Raw genomic sequence first — 13,471 nt, forward strand, 5'->3', positions numbered from 1 at the left:
GGTGAGCGAGAGCGACGACGCCGACGGCGAGGTCGCGTCCGACACCGTCGTCGGCGTCCTCCTCGCTGCCGGCACCGCCTCGCGCTTCGGCGACGACCAGAAGCTGCTGGCGGAGCTCGACGGCGAGCCGCTGGTCCGCCACGCCGCCCGGACGCTGCTCGACGCGAACCTCGACGGCGTCGTCGCGGTGCTCGGCCACGAACGCGAGCGCGTCGCGGCGGCGCTCCCGGACGGTATCGAGACGGTCCACAACCCCGACTACGCCGGCGGGCAGGCGACGACGGTCGCCCGTGGAGCCCGCGCCGCGGCGGAACGCGGTGCTGATGCGGCCGTCTTCGCGCTCGGGGACATGCCCTGTGTCGACCCGTCAACGGTCGACGCGCTGGTCGCAACGTACCGCAGCCGGAGCCGCGGTACGGACGCCGACATCGTCGTCCCGACGTACGGAGGCCGACGCGGAAATCCGGTACTGTTCGGCGCTACCCACTTCGACGCGCTCCAGGACGTGTCGGGCGATACCGGCGGTCGCGCGCTGTTCGACGAGTTCCCCGTCGAGCGCGTGGTCGTCGACGACCCCGGCATCCACCGCGACGTGGACACCGACGACGACCTGCGCGAGCTGGCGGACCGCTGCGGGGAGTAGTCCCGCTACGGCAGGACGACCGCCCGATACCGCACGTCCCCGCTGTCCATCGCCCGGTAGGCGGCCTCGGCGTCGGCGAGGTCGAACGTCTCGACGGTCGTCTCGATGTCCCGGCGCGCGCCGAAGGCGACGGTGTCCTCGGCGTCGCTCGGGGTACCCGACGCCCAGCCGGAGAAACTGCCCCGCGTCGCGGTGAGGCTCCCGACCTCGACCGGGACGGGCTCCTCGGGGATGCCGACCGCGACGACCTCGCCGTTCGGACCCAGCCCGTCGATGGCGGCGGCGATAGCGTCGCTGGCGGGCGCGGTGGCGAGCACGAGGTCCACCCCACCGAGGTCGGTGAGGGCTTCGGCGGGGTCCTGTGCCTCGCTGTCGACGAAGTGCGCCGCACCGTAGTCGAGGGCAGCCTCGCGTTTCTCGGTGCCTCGCGAGACCGCGACCGTCTCGAAGCCCGCCTCGTGTGCGTACTGGAGCGCGAGGTGGCCGAGCCCGCCGATACCGACGACGGCGACGAGGTCGCCCGGGCGTACGTCGGCGTTCCGGAGCGCGTTGAACGAGGTCAACCCGGCACAGAGCAGCGGCGCGGTCGTCGCGGCGTCGGACCCCTCGGGGATGGCGGCGAGGGCCTCTGCGCGCGCCGTCGCGTACTCGGCGTAGCCGCCGTCGCGGTCCATTCCCGTCACCGGCTTCTCCTCGCAGAGGACGAACTCGCCGTCGCGGCAGGGCTCGCAGGTGAAGCAGTGCCCGCCGTGCCAGCCGACGCCGACGCGGTCGCCCACTGCCCATTCGGTGACGCGGTCGCCGACGGCGTCGATGTAGCCGACGAACTCGTGGCCCGGGATTCTGGGGTAGTCCACGTGCTCGGCTCCGCCCTCGCAGACGTGGCCGTCGCCGCGGCAGACCCCGCAGGCCGCGACCGCGATGCGGACCTCGTCGTCGGCCGGCTCGGGGATGGGGCGCTCGACGAGTTCGAACCCGCCGGCCTCGGTCACCTGCATCGCGCGCATCGTCTCGTCGGTGTCGGCTGTGGAACCATCGTTCGACATGGGCGGCACGTTACAGCCCCAGCAACGTCAGTGATTCCGGACGCGAATTCACGTAGAAACGCCGACACCTCAGTCGTCGACGATGATCTCCCGCTCGCCGTGGATCGCTCCCTCGCGGTCCCGGAGTCGACCGCCCTCGCGGCCGTTGAGCACCGCGAGCGCCTCGCTGACGATGCTCAGTGCGATCTGGACCGGTTCGCCGCCGCCGACGTCGAGGCCGACGGGTGTGGCGACGCGGGCCAGCTGTTCGTCGGTGAACTCGACGCCGTCGGTGGCGAGCTCCTCGCGGATCTGCTCGAACCGTTCCCGGGGGCCCATCAGCCCGACGTAGGGCGCGTCGGTCTCCAGCACCGAGGCGAGCGCGAGCTCGTCGTCGAGCTTGTTGTGGCTCATCAGCACCACGGCGGTGCGGTCGTCGGCGTGCTCGCCAAGGTTCGCGGGCCGGAGCGACAGCACCTCGTCGGCTGCCGGGAACCGCTCGGGGTCGGCGTGGCCGCCGCGGGCGGTCGCGACGGTCACCGCGAAGCCGACGTGGCGCGCGAGGCTCGAGACCGGGCCGGTGTCGGGCTGGCCGCCGAAGACGAGCATCTCCGGTGCCGGCTCGACGCCGTCGACGAACACCGTCACGTCGTCCGCGTCGGTCGTGACGGTCCGGGCGATCCAGGTGCCCGTCTCGGCGCAGTCGACCGCCTCATCGCGGATCGCCTCGACGACCGCGTCGGGCAGCCCCGCCCGGTCCGACGGCGTGGTGACCGACCCATCCGTCTCGACGACGGCGCGCGCGCCGAGCGGTGCGTCGCCCTCGACGGCGGTGACGGTGGCGACGCTCTCGCCGGCCTCGAGCGCGTCGAGCACCGGGTCCCACGAGTCGTCGACGGGTTCGACCAGCACGTCGATGACGCCGTTGCAGCCCAGCCCCAGCCCCCATTCGTCGTCGTCCATCAGGTCGAACGTCTCGCTGACCGGCTCGCCCGACTCGAACACCCGGCCCGCGAGGTCGACGACCGGCCCCTCCAGACAGCCCGCCGTGATGCCGCCGAGGTGGTCACCCTCGGGTGTCAGTACCATCTTCGCCCCCGGCCGGCGGTACGCCGACCCCTCGACGCCGACCACCGTCGCCACCGCGCCCTGTTCGCCGGACTCGCGGAGCGCGGACAGCCGCCGCTGGACGTCGAGTGCGGTCGCACTCCAGGGGTCCGCCGTGGATTCGTGCATGGTATCATCTAGCGGTCGAGGTGGTTTAGCCGTTGTCCCACGGAACCGCTGTCACATGGCAGGACAACCCGACGTTTCAAATCCCACACCGCCCAACCCACTCCCGATGGAGAAGACGCCGACCGGGACCTCCGTGGGGGTGGACGACCCGTACGAGCACGCCACGCTCTGTGACCACCTCACGGGCGAGGGAACCTGTCGGTACGCCTTCGAGCACCCGCAGCACGACCCCGAGTTCGCCCGGGAGCGCCGCACGGACGAGTTCGCGTGTCCGGTCGTCAGCGACGACGCGAGCGCGGACTGGGACTGGGGCGACTGCCCGCACTTCCGGGCGACGGCGACGAACCGGGAGTGCGCCCGCTGCGGACTGGAGGCGAAGCCGATGCAGCTCGACCCGGACGAGCGGCCGCTGCTGGAGGAGCACCACCTCTCCTACGCCGACGCGGGGCGGGAGGTGAGCCACGAGATCACGGTGTACCTCTGCCGGTGGTGCCACGCGAAGGTGCACAACTCGTGGGCGAGAGTGACCGACGACGTGAACCCGGACCCGGAGGCCATCGCGGCACTGGAGGAGCGCCGGAGCAGGGAGCAGCGCGAGCTGTCGTTCGACACGGCGCGGGAGCGGCGGTCGGGGGACGACGGGCACTGAGATGGACCGGCGCACGCCACCGCGGCTGGTGCTGCTGGCGGCGGTCGTCGTCGGCTGCATCATGCTCGGCTCGCTCCGGCTGAAGCGCCCGGGCGACCTCGGGCTCGACCTCGCGGTGTACCGGGTCGCGGCCGACGCGTGGCTCTCGGGCGGGCCGCTGTACGATGTCTCGCCGGCCCGTGCGCCCGAGTTCACGTTCCTCTACCCGCCGGTCGCGGTGCTCGCGTTCGTCCCGTTCGCGGTGGTACCAGAGGCCGTCGCCCTCGTCGCCTTCTCGGCGCTGAACGTCGCGACGGGGCTGGCGCTGGCGTGGGTACTCGTCCGCTATCTCCGGGGCCGGGGTGTCGACCTCGCACGAGCCGACGTGGCGCTGCTCGCGGCGGCGTGTACGGTGTCGGGCTACCGGGGCGCGTCGCTGTTCTTCTCGCAGGTGAACGTGTTCCTCGCGCTGGCGCTGGCTGTCGGGTTCGTCGCACTGGAACGCGAGCGGGAGGCGCTGGCCGGCGCGGCACTGGCGCTCCCGGCGTTCCTGAAGCTCTTCCCCGCCGTCGTCGGTGCGTGGCTGCTCCGCCGGAGAGCGTGGCGCGGTGTCGGTGCGGCGGTCGCCGTCGGCCTCGGCCTGCACCTGCTCGGGGCGCTGGTGTTCGGGCCGGACCTCGTCGCGGCGTACGTCGAGGTCGTCCTGTCGGAGCGGACCGGCGTCGGGGTGTTCGCGGGTGGGCTCGCGCCGACCGAGACGTACCTGACGCTGCACCGTGCCGGCTCGCACCTCGTCGGCGGGGGGAGCCTGGCACGGTACGGCGTCGCCGCCGCGATACTGCTCCCGGCGCTGGCGGTCTGCTACCGGGACACCTCGATGCCGGACCGACGGCTCACGGCGTGGTTCGCGACGCTCGTCGCGATGCTGCTCGGCTTCCCGTCCTACCAGGTGTACGTCGGCCTCCTGCTGTTCCCGCTGTTCGCGCTGCTGTACCTGTTCCCCCCGGGCCGCGCTCGGCTGCTGTTCCTCGGTGGGGCGGCGCTGTCGACGACGGTGTACGCCGGCGGGGAGTTCGTCGCGGCGGCGGCGGCCGTGCCGGTCGCCGGGGGACTGCTCGCGGGCGTGCTCCGGCCGGTGCTGACGCTCGCCGCGCCGGCGACGTACGGCCTGCTGTGCTGCCTCGCGGCATGCGTGGCGTTCCACCTCGGGGACGGGTCCACCGGCGGTGCGCCCTGAACGCGATTGCCGAAAATGACGGAGCAGCGGCTACCGGGAGTCGGGTCGTGGAGGAGAGCGACAGCGGACTAGTGCACCAGCGGTGGGTCCGCGGGGTCGTCTCCGGTGCGCGCCTCGGTGACGGTGTCGATGCCGGCGAGCAGGCGGTGGATGGCGACTTCGTGGTCTCGTTTGTTCCGGTTGCACGCGTTCGGGGCGACGCCGAGTTCGTCGTAGGCCGCGAACGCGTCCGATGGAACCGACTCCTCCGTCTCTAGATTCCGACGCACCACGCTCAACAGCTGGTGTACGTGGAGGAGCTCTTGTTTACGCATCGCGAGACGTTGTAGCCCTCCGACCCGTGTAAAAGTGTGGCATCGTTCGGTGCCTGAATCCCTGGATTGTAAGGGGGTTACTCGTCGTTTTCGCCGCGCGCCGCTCAGATGATGTCGCCGATGCGCCGGGGTTCGCCCTTCAGGTCGGGGTTCTCCTCGACCATCTGCAGCACCTCGTGGTCGGTGACGTCGCGGTAGTCCTTCTCTATGGCCTCCTCGATGAGCGCGCGCTCGAGTCGGAACTCGGTGCCTTCGTACACCACGTCGCAGCCGTCGTCGTCGAACGAGAGGGTCGTCATACCGGGGCAGATGTGACGCGCAGTTAAAAACCCACAGAAGCGCGTCTGACGGGCGTCAGACGCGGACACGGGGTTTAAGAGGCCGTAGAGCCGATTGCGCTGTGTGTCGCTGAGTACGGACCCACTCGACGAACTCTCCATTCCCGACGGGACGACGGTGGAGGAGCACGACCTCGTGACCGACGGCGACGTGCTCATGGGCGGGCGGTCGACCGTCGAGTTCGGTATCCGGGGACGGAACGTCCTCGCGGGCGAGGGGGTCCGCATCGGCGGTGGCGTCGAAGCAGAGGCGGACTGCCGCCTCGACATGTGGTCCGACGTGGCCGGGAACGTCCTCGTCGGCCGCGACGCGTTCATCGGCGAGCGGACCCACATCGGCGGCCAGCTCATGGTCTCGGGCGACCTCGACGTCGGCGACGACGTGGACATCGAGGACGGCTTCGAGGCCAACGGCTGGATCGTCATCCGGAACCCGATGCCGACCATCGTCTTCCTGTTCGTCTACCTCAAGCAGCTGATGCTGCTCGGGGAGGAGGAGGCCGCGGAGAACCTGGTGAACGAACTGTCCGACGAGGAGGACCCCGACGAGCCGCCGCTCATCGTCCCGCGCGGTGCGACGGTGAGCGACGACGCCTGGCGGGTCTCGACGCCGGCGTCCATCGGCGACGAGTGCCGGCTCCACGGCAACATCCGCGCCGAGTCCATCGAGGTCGGCGAGGACTGCAACATCTTCGGCAGCCTGCGCGCCAAGCACGACATCTACATCGGCGAGGGCACCCGCGTCCACGGCGACGTGACCACCCGCAAGGGCGAGGTCCGTATCGCCCCCGGCGCGCTCGTCCTCGGCGACGTCTCCTGTTCGGACCTCGAACTCTCGAAGGGTGCCGAGGTCGACGGGACGATGCGCGCCCGCGGCAACATCACGATGCAGGGCATCGCGCGGCGCGACGTGGAGTAGCGCGGTCGCTGTTCTTCCGGAACTACTGCGGGCTAGGGACCCAGAAAGCGAGGCTTACCCGTCGAGCGTCGTCTCCAGCAGCACCCTTTGCTCGACGAACTCGCCGTTCCAGACGACGGTGACGGTCTGGCCGGCTTCCGCCTCGAAGTACACCTTGTTCCCGACCGAGATGGGGTAGTCGACGGCGGCGGCCTCGCCCTGGCCCAGCTGGTCCTCGTCGGCGGCCCAGTAGGCGAACGTGTCACGCTCGTCGAGGCTGCTCGTGCCCGCGAAGCTGCTGGTCGAGGTGGCGTCGGGGACGACGGGGACGCGCTCGCCGTCGACGCGGACCTCGACGGAGGCGGTCGCGCCGGAGGTTATCTCGTCGCCGTCCATGTGGACGACCTTCCGCCAGGTCGCCTCGACGGTCTCGACGGCCATGCGCAGTTCGGGGGCGGCGCGCGGGTCGGTGCGTGTCGTCGCCGTCTCGGTCGGGTCGGTCGGCTGGCCGCCGGGACTGCCCGTGCCCAGCGTCGAGACACAGCCGGCGAGGCCGAGCGTCGACAGCGTCGCCGTGGTGGCGGCGAGGAGGTCGCGTCGTTTCATACGTGTAACTCTTCATCGGAACGGGGTTTAGGACGTTTCGGGTTATCGCCGCTTCGTGTTGCGGTCTCTCGGTCCGTGTCATCGTGTGCCGTACTATCACGGGACTGATGTGAGCGGCGGTCGCCGACCGATACGAACCCGTGCCACCGACCGAAAGGCAGTTTCCCACGGCGCGAGTAGCCGACCGGTATGCTCTCTATCGCGCTGGCGGGCAAGCCCAACGCGGGCAAGTCCACGTTCTACTCGGCGGCGACGCGGGCGGAGGTCGACGTGGCGAACTACCCCTTCACGACCATCGACGCGAATCGAGGGGTCACCCACGTCCGCACCGACTGTCCCTGTCTCGACCGCGACGAGCGCTGCGGCAACGACAACTGCCACGACGGCAAGCGCTACGTCCCCGTCGAGCTCCTCGACGTGGCAGGCCTCGTCCCCGGCGCACACGAGGGGAAGGGCCTCGGCAACCAGTTCCTCGACGAGCTGACGAACGCGGACGTCATCGTCAACGTCGTCGACGCCTCCGGCGCGACCGACGAGAAGGGCGAGCCGGTCGAGCCCGGCAGCCACGACCCGCTCGACGACGTGGACTTCATCGAGGCGGAGATGGACCTCTGGCTGGCGGGCATCGTCGACCGCAACTGGGAGTCCGTCGAGCGCAAGTCCCGCTCCCCGGATTTCGACATGGACGAGGCGCTCGCGGACATGCTCACCGGCTTCGGTGCGACCCAGGCCGACGTGCAGGCGGTGCTGCGGGGGCTGGACTACTCGCCGGACCCGATGGCCTGGGACGACGCGGACCGCGAGGCCCTCGCCCGCGACGTGCGCCAGCGCACGAAGCCGATCGTCGTCGTCGCCAACAAGGCCGACGTGGCCCCGCCGGAGAACGTCGAGCGCCTGCTCGCCCTCGACAAGCCCGTCATCCCCGCGACGGCCCAGGGCGAGCTCGCGCTCCGGAAGGGAGCCGAAGCCGGTGCCGTCGACTACGACCCCGGCGACGAGTCCTTCGACGTCGTCGGCGAGGTGTCCGACGCCCAGCGCGACCTCCTCGAGGGCCTGCGCGACACGATGGCGGAGTACGGCGGCACCGGCGTGCAGGCCGCGCTGGACTACGCCGTCTACGACCTGCTCGACCACCTGACCGCGTACCCGGTACAGGACGCCTCGAAGTGGACGGACGCGAAGGGGAACGTGCTGCCCGACGCCTTCCTGCTGCCGCGGGGGTCGACGCCCGTGGACCTGGCCTACGCGGTCCACTCTGACATCGGCGATGCCTACCTGCACGCCGTCGATGCGCGGTCCTCGCGCGAGATCTCGGATTCGTACGAACTGGCGGAGGGCGACGTCGTGAAGATCGTCTCGACGGCGAAGTGAGCCGGATCCGGGTTCGCACTCCACGTACCCTTTCGCGGCGACGAACCTGCAATCCGACGGTACCCTCGGCCTGGCGTCCTCGGTCGCCGCCTGCACGGAACCGGTTCACATACCACCCGATCGCTTTTCTCCACCTCCCACGACGCACGCCACATGGTCGACTGGCTCCCCATCGACGAGCCCCAGCCGAGCCAGTGCTACCTGAGCAGGGCGAAGCTGGACGGCGTCGTCTCGTGGTTCGACCCCGACGAGCCGGCGTACGAGCCGCTGCCGGTCATCGAACTCGACGCCGAGTGGGTCCTCGTCGACGGGCACACCCGGGCGTTCGTCGCGAGCCTCGCGGGGGCCGACGAACTGCGCGTCGTCCACGACACCGACGACCACCCGCGCGAGCTGTACGGGCGCTGCGTAGCGTGGTGCCGGGAGGCGGGCATCACCGAGGTGGCGGAGCTCCACGGACGGCTCGTGAGCGAGGCGGCGTACGAGCGGCTGTGGGTCGACCGGTGTACGCGGGCGGCCCGGGCGCTGGAGGGCGGGTAGCGCCCCGACCGGCACGTCTTTGAGCCCCCGTCGGGTACGTAGGTCGAATGTCTGACCGTCGGAACCCCGCGGAGCTCAAACGCGAGACGGAGGTGGACGCAGTCGCGTCGCTGTTCCTCTGGGTGAAGGGGAGCGCGGTCGGCGGGCTCGCCTTCCTCGTCGGCCTCGGTCTGATCCACTTCCTCGTCCGGACGCGCTTCGTCGGCGAGGCCGCGGTCGCGGCGTCGTCGGTCGGTCGCTGGCGGGTCTCGGCGTGGATCTACTACAACGCCCACCTCGTCCCGACGGAGGGTATCACCTTCGAGCGGGCGGCCGTCGTCGCCGAGTCCGGGAACTCGCTCGCACGGCTCGCAGCGGCCGACTCGTCGCTGTTCGTGGCGTTCCTGCTCCCGCCCGCGCTGCTCGTGGTCACGGGCTACGCGGTGGCCAAGCGCCGGCCGAGGAACGTCCACTGGCTCCGGGCCGGGCTGGCGACGTTCGTCGGCTACTTCTTCGTCGCCGTGGTGTTCATGCTGGTCGCCTCCATCCAGCCCGAGGGGGCGGTCCAGGGCGTCCCGACGGACTCGGAGTTCCGGCCGAACCCGTGGTACGCCATCGGGCTGGCGGCCGTCGCCTACCCGGCGGTGTTCGCGCTCGTCGGCGCGATGCTGGGTCGGCGGACGGCCTGGAACCGACCGAGCAGGCAGGGGAAGCGACGGCCGTGAGTCAGGCCAGGGGCTCGTAGTACACCGCGACGAGCAACACAGCGAGGAACAGGTAGCAGCCCCGCACGAGCAGCATCGTCGCCAGCTCGTCGGTCCCGCGGTGGGCGAACGCGGCGACCGGGACGAACACGAGGACCGCGGCCGCGGCCGACGGCGGGAACACGCTGACGGCGGCGAACGCGAGCACGACGAGGAGCCCGACGGCCATCAGCCCGAAGGCGACGGTGCGGGCGCGCTCGCGCCCGACGACGACGGCGACGGTGCGCTTGCGGATGGAGCGGTCGTACTCGTAGTCCTTCGCGTCGTCGATGACCTTCACGCCCGAGAGCAGGACGAGGAAGACGAGGGCGAAGGCGACGGGAACGGCCGCGAGGCTCGCGGTCTGGACGTAGTAGCCGCCGACGATGGCGACCGCGATGCCGAGCGGGTAGCCCGTCGTGGTGGTCACGGGGTTCGTGTCGAGCTGGGGGGCGTGGTGGTAGGCGATGAGCCAGCAGGGCAGCGTCACGAGCGCCGCGACCGGGTCGACGAGCAGCCAGAGCGCGCCGAGGCAGAGGAAGAAGCCGGTCGTGGAGAGCGCGAGGGCGAGGCGACAGCCCCGCTCGGTCAGGGGGTGGTCGTCGTCCTCGTCGCGGACGTAGAAGTCGACGTAGCCGTCTTTCACGTGGGCGGTGTAGACCGCGAGGAAGACGGCGACCATGTGGAGCGCGCCGAGGGCCACGTCGAACTCCCCGGCGAGGACGCTCCCGAACCACGAGGCGGCGAGCGGTGGGAGCATGAACACGGGATGGACCTGCGAGGAGAGCGCGCGGGCGTCGGCGACGACTCCGGAGCCGTGCCGGGAGAACGTCATGTGCTATCGTTCGTCACGGACGCCAATAACTGCGGGGGTCGGCGACTGGACTGCCGGAGTGCACACGTGAGAACGGGAGTCGGGACGGCAGGACGGACCGACGCTTCAGACCGTCTCGTCGACGAACGACTCGAGCAGCTTGCGTTCGGCGGCGCGGAGGTGCTCGTGGAGCGTCGGCGCGGCGATGTCCATCGCGTCTGCGACCTCCTCGGCGGTGGAGTCGCGGGGCCACTCGTAGTAGCCCGCCGAGTACGCCGTCTCGAGGGCGGCGCGCTGGCGGTCGGTCAGCCGGTCGCCGAGGTCCTGCCGGAACGACTCCGTCGACTGGACGGAGCGTTCGACCTCCCGCTTCGAGACGAGGTCGATGTCGTCGTACGTGGACTGGACGGCGCTGGCGATGGCCTTCAGGTCGGCGTCCGGTGCGGCCTCGACGACGACGCTCCCCTCGCCGTCGGTCACGTCGAACGAGCGGACGGTCGCGCCGACGCCCGAGAGCGTCTCGATGGCGGCATCGGTGACGGAGAGCTCGAGCAGCGACTCCTCGCCATCGGCGGCGAGACGCGCGTTCCCGATGCCCGACAGCTCGGCGGCGAGTTCGAGCGCCGTCTCGCCGTCGCCGCCGACGAGGTCGACGAAGCAGGTCAGTCCGGACTCGTCGTTCGAGGCGATGCCCCGCAGCGAGAGGTCGCCGCCGGTCTCCGCCGCGATGCGGACGAGCGGGTCGGCCCGGTCGCTGTGGCGGAACTCCAGTTCGGCGACGGTGTCAGCGAGCAGGAGGCGGCGCTGTTCGACGGCCGTGATGCCGTTGCCGATGCGTGCGCCGAGCTGGGCGAACACGTCGAGCTCGTGGTCGCTGACCGTGTGGTCCGTCGTCGTCCCGACGACGAGCGCGCCGTAGGACTTCTCGCGGTACGACAGCGGCGTCACGAGCGCGACCCCGTCGTCGACCCCGGCCGCGTCAGCGTCGAGGTCGGTCAGCAGCTGGACCTCGCCGTCGTCGACCGCGGACTCGACGCCGTCTGCGAGCCCGCTGCCGGTGATGTCGGCCGCCTCGTCGACCGCCCCGGCGGTCTCGCGGAGCCGGACACCCCTGCTGTGGTCGGTGTACTCGGCGACCAGTGCGGCGCGGTACGGCTCGGTCCCGACGACGGCCTCGCAGACGGCGGTGTCGATGGCGTCCCGTGTGTCCGCGTCGACGAGCGCGCGGTCCACGCGCCGGATGACGCGGTTGACGTTCGTGAGGCGCTCTAGCTGCTGCTCGCGCCGGGCGATGGCCTCCTCGTTCGCCTCGTACGTCTCGTCGAGCTCGCTCTCGAGTTCGACGAGCTGGTCCTCGTCACGGAGTGCTTCCCGTTCCCGGCTCGAGAGCGCGGCCTCGGTCGCCTCCAGCGCGAAGTACTCGCGGACGGTCTCGGAGAAGTCGGAGCGGGCGAGCAGTTCGTCCGCGGTGTCGACCACGTCGTCGCGGTCGACCGGCTTCACGAGGTACTCGTCGAACGGCATGTCGACGATGTCGGTGTCGGGCGCGACGGCGGTCATCATCGCGACCGGGAACTCGTAGCCCTCCTCGCGGAGGACGTCGAGCGTCTCGTCGCCCGACTTGCGGGGCATCCGACGGTCGAGCAGGACGAGGTCGACCTGGTCGTCGACCGCCTCCAGTGCGTCCTCGCCGCTGTAGGCGGTCCGGACGCGGTAGTCGTCGTCCTCCAGCCAGTAGCGGCACGTGTCCGCGAGGTCCTCGTCGTCGTCCACCACGAGGACCGTGGGTCGGGAACTGCCGACCTCGGCGTCCCGCGACAGGTTCGTTGCCATTGGCGATGGGTACGGGGTCGACGAGCAAATGGAGTCGGACCTAAACAGTTTGGCTCCCCGGCCGTCGAGGAGAGAATCGGCCGATCACACCCGGTCCGTGGCGACGGTGGGCCTCACCGAACTGCGTCCGTCGCCTCGCGCATCACGTCGAGGGCCTCCTCCAGCTCCTCGGTGCTGGTGGCGTAGGAGATGCGGGCGTAGCCCTCGCCGTGTTCGCCGAACGCCTCGCCGGGGACGACGACGACCCCACGGTCGAGCACCTCGTCGACCCAGCCGTCGGGGACCTTCGGCATGACGTAGAACGCGCCCTTCGGCTCGGGCACCTCGAGACCCATGTCGGTGAGGCCGTCGACGACGAGGTCGCGGCGCTCCTCGAACGTGGCGACCATCTCGTCGACGACGTCCTGCGGGCCGTCGATGGCCCCCTCGGCGGCGTACTGCGCCGGGGCGGAGGCACACGCCTGCACGTACTGGTGGACGCGGAGCATGCGCTCGATGCGCTCGTTCGAGCCGACCACCCAGCCGAGCCGCCAGCCGGTCATCGAGTAGGTCTTGGAGCAGGCGGAGACGACGACGACGTTGCCGGAGTCGGTGAACTCCATCGGGGAGTGGTGCGCGCCGTCGAAGACGATGTGCTCGTACACCTCGTCGGAGACGCAGAGCACGTCGTGCTCCTCGGCGATGCGGGCGAACTCCTTCATGTCCTCCTCGGACTGGACCGCACCGGTCGGGTTGCCGGGGCTGTTGACGATGAACGCCGCGGTGTCCTCGGTGATGTGCTCCTCGACCGTCGCGGGGTCGAGCGTGAGGTCCTCGCGGAGCGGCACCGGCGTCGGGTCGCCGCCGGCGACGTGGGTGAGCGCCTCGTACGCCACGAAGCCGGGGTCGGGGTAGATGACCTCGTCGCCCTGGTCGACGTGGGCCTCCATGACGAGGTGCAGCGCCTCCGAACCGCCGGCCGTCGCGATGATGTCTTCGGGGTCGACCGCGAGTCCGCGGTCGCGCTCGAACTTCGCCGAGATGCTCTCGCGGAGCGATTCGGTGCCCTTGTTCGAGGTGTAGGCGTCGGTCTTGCCCGCCTGGATCGCCTCGACGGCGGCCGAGCGCGCGTGCTCGGGCGTCGGGAAGTCGGGCTGTCCGAGGCCGAGGTTGATGGCGTCCTCGCCCGCCGCCTCGAATACCTCGCGGATGCCACTGATACTGACCCGTTCGACCCGGTTCGAGAACTCGGTCATACACCAACCAGCGTAGCGATTGCGGATAACT

At 70.7% G+C, this 13,471-nt stretch carries 15 protein-coding genes; 7 read left to right on the forward strand and 8 right to left on the reverse strand.

What is annotated here, in order from left to right:
• Position 1: 1 nt before the first annotated feature.
• Entirely contained in the window at positions 2-643 is a 642-nt protein-coding gene (locus NO345_RS08965; RefSeq protein ID WP_256298459.1) for a nucleotidyltransferase family protein, read from the forward strand.
• A gap of 5 nt (positions 644-648) precedes the next feature.
• On the opposite strand, the gene NO345_RS08970 is transcribed toward NO345_RS08965, so the two are convergent.
• Positions 649-1,650 (reverse strand): alcohol dehydrogenase catalytic domain-containing protein, encoded by a 1,002-nt coding sequence (locus tag NO345_RS08970; RefSeq protein WP_256299557.1) that lies wholly within the window; start codon positions 1,648-1,650, stop codon positions 649-651.
• Positions 1,651-1,758: 108 nt separating this feature from the next.
• Entirely contained in the window at positions 1,759-2,904 is a 1,146-nt protein-coding gene (locus NO345_RS08975; protein WP_256298461.1) for an XdhC family protein, read from the reverse strand.
• 106 nt (positions 2,905-3,010) lie between these two features.
• On the opposite strand from NO345_RS08975, the gene NO345_RS08980 reads away from it, so the two are divergent.
• Complete coding sequence (locus NO345_RS08980; protein WP_256298463.1) at positions 3,011-3,553, forward strand: DUF7097 family protein; 543 nt, start codon at positions 3,011-3,013, stop codon at positions 3,551-3,553.
• 1 nt (position 3,554) lies between these two features.
• Entirely contained in the window at positions 3,555-4,769 is a 1,215-nt protein-coding gene (locus tag NO345_RS08985; protein WP_256298465.1) for a glycosyltransferase family 87 protein, read from the forward strand.
• A 68-nt stretch (positions 4,770-4,837) separates the two neighbouring features.
• Here the strand turns inward: NO345_RS08985 and NO345_RS08990 are convergent, their stop codons facing one another.
• Together NO345_RS08990 and NO345_RS08995 are read right to left on the reverse strand one after the other, a co-directional pair.
• Positions 4,838-5,083, reverse strand: coding sequence for a UPF0058 family protein (locus tag NO345_RS08990; protein ID WP_256298467.1), 246 nt, complete (start codon positions 5,081-5,083; stop codon positions 4,838-4,840).
• A gap of 104 nt (positions 5,084-5,187) precedes the next feature.
• Positions 5,188-5,382: a DUF5800 family protein gene (locus tag NO345_RS08995; RefSeq protein WP_256298469.1), complete on the reverse strand. Its 195-nt coding sequence runs from the start codon at positions 5,380-5,382 to the stop codon at positions 5,188-5,190.
• Positions 5,383-5,485: 103 nt separating this feature from the next.
• Between NO345_RS08995 and NO345_RS09000 the strand changes: the two genes are divergently transcribed.
• Positions 5,486-6,340, forward strand: a complete 855-nt coding sequence (locus NO345_RS09000) for a polymer-forming cytoskeletal protein (RefSeq protein ID WP_368407857.1) — start codon at positions 5,486-5,488, stop codon at positions 6,338-6,340.
• A gap of 54 nt (positions 6,341-6,394) precedes the next feature.
• Here NO345_RS09000 and NO345_RS09005 read toward each other — a convergent pair whose 3' ends face one another.
• Positions 6,395-6,925: a hypothetical protein gene (locus tag NO345_RS09005; protein WP_256298471.1), complete on the reverse strand. Its 531-nt coding sequence runs from the start codon at positions 6,923-6,925 to the stop codon at positions 6,395-6,397.
• Between the two features lie 189 nt (positions 6,926-7,114).
• Between NO345_RS09005 and NO345_RS09010 the strand changes: the two genes are divergently transcribed.
• From NO345_RS09010 to NO345_RS09020, 3 genes are all read left to right on the forward strand, one after another.
• Positions 7,115-8,296 (forward strand): redox-regulated ATPase YchF, encoded by a 1,182-nt coding sequence (locus NO345_RS09010; protein WP_256298473.1) that lies wholly within the window; start codon positions 7,115-7,117, stop codon positions 8,294-8,296.
• 153 nt (positions 8,297-8,449) lie between these two features.
• Complete coding sequence (locus NO345_RS09015; RefSeq protein ID WP_256298475.1) at positions 8,450-8,836, forward strand: hypothetical protein; 387 nt, start codon at positions 8,450-8,452, stop codon at positions 8,834-8,836.
• Positions 8,837-8,883: 47 nt separating this feature from the next.
• Positions 8,884-9,540, forward strand: coding sequence for a DUF7978 family protein (locus NO345_RS09020; protein ID WP_256298476.1), 657 nt, complete (start codon positions 8,884-8,886; stop codon positions 9,538-9,540).
• A gap of 1 nt (position 9,541) precedes the next feature.
• Here NO345_RS09020 and NO345_RS09025 read toward each other — a convergent pair whose 3' ends face one another.
• The 3 genes from NO345_RS09025 to NO345_RS09035 all read right to left on the reverse strand — a co-directional run bounded on the left by NO345_RS09025 (position 9,542) and on the right by NO345_RS09035 (position 13,440).
• Positions 9,542-10,393 carry a UbiA family prenyltransferase gene (locus tag NO345_RS09025; protein WP_256298478.1) on the reverse strand — a complete coding sequence of 284 codons (852 nt, stop codon included), beginning with the start codon at positions 10,391-10,393 and terminating at the stop codon, positions 9,542-9,544.
• Positions 10,394-10,498: 105 nt separating this feature from the next.
• Positions 10,499-12,205 (reverse strand): bacterio-opsin activator domain-containing protein, encoded by a 1,707-nt coding sequence (locus tag NO345_RS09030; protein WP_256298480.1) that lies wholly within the window; start codon positions 12,203-12,205, stop codon positions 10,499-10,501.
• A gap of 113 nt (positions 12,206-12,318) precedes the next feature.
• Positions 12,319-13,440, reverse strand: a complete 1,122-nt coding sequence (locus tag NO345_RS09035) for a pyridoxal phosphate-dependent aminotransferase (protein WP_256298482.1) — start codon at positions 13,438-13,440, stop codon at positions 12,319-12,321.
• Between the last annotated feature and the right edge of the window lie 31 nt (positions 13,441-13,471).

This window comes from Haloarchaeobius salinus (genome assembly GCF_024464185.1).
GTDB classification, from domain to species: domain Archaea; phylum Halobacteriota; class Halobacteria; order Halobacteriales; family Natrialbaceae; genus Haloarchaeobius; species Haloarchaeobius salinus.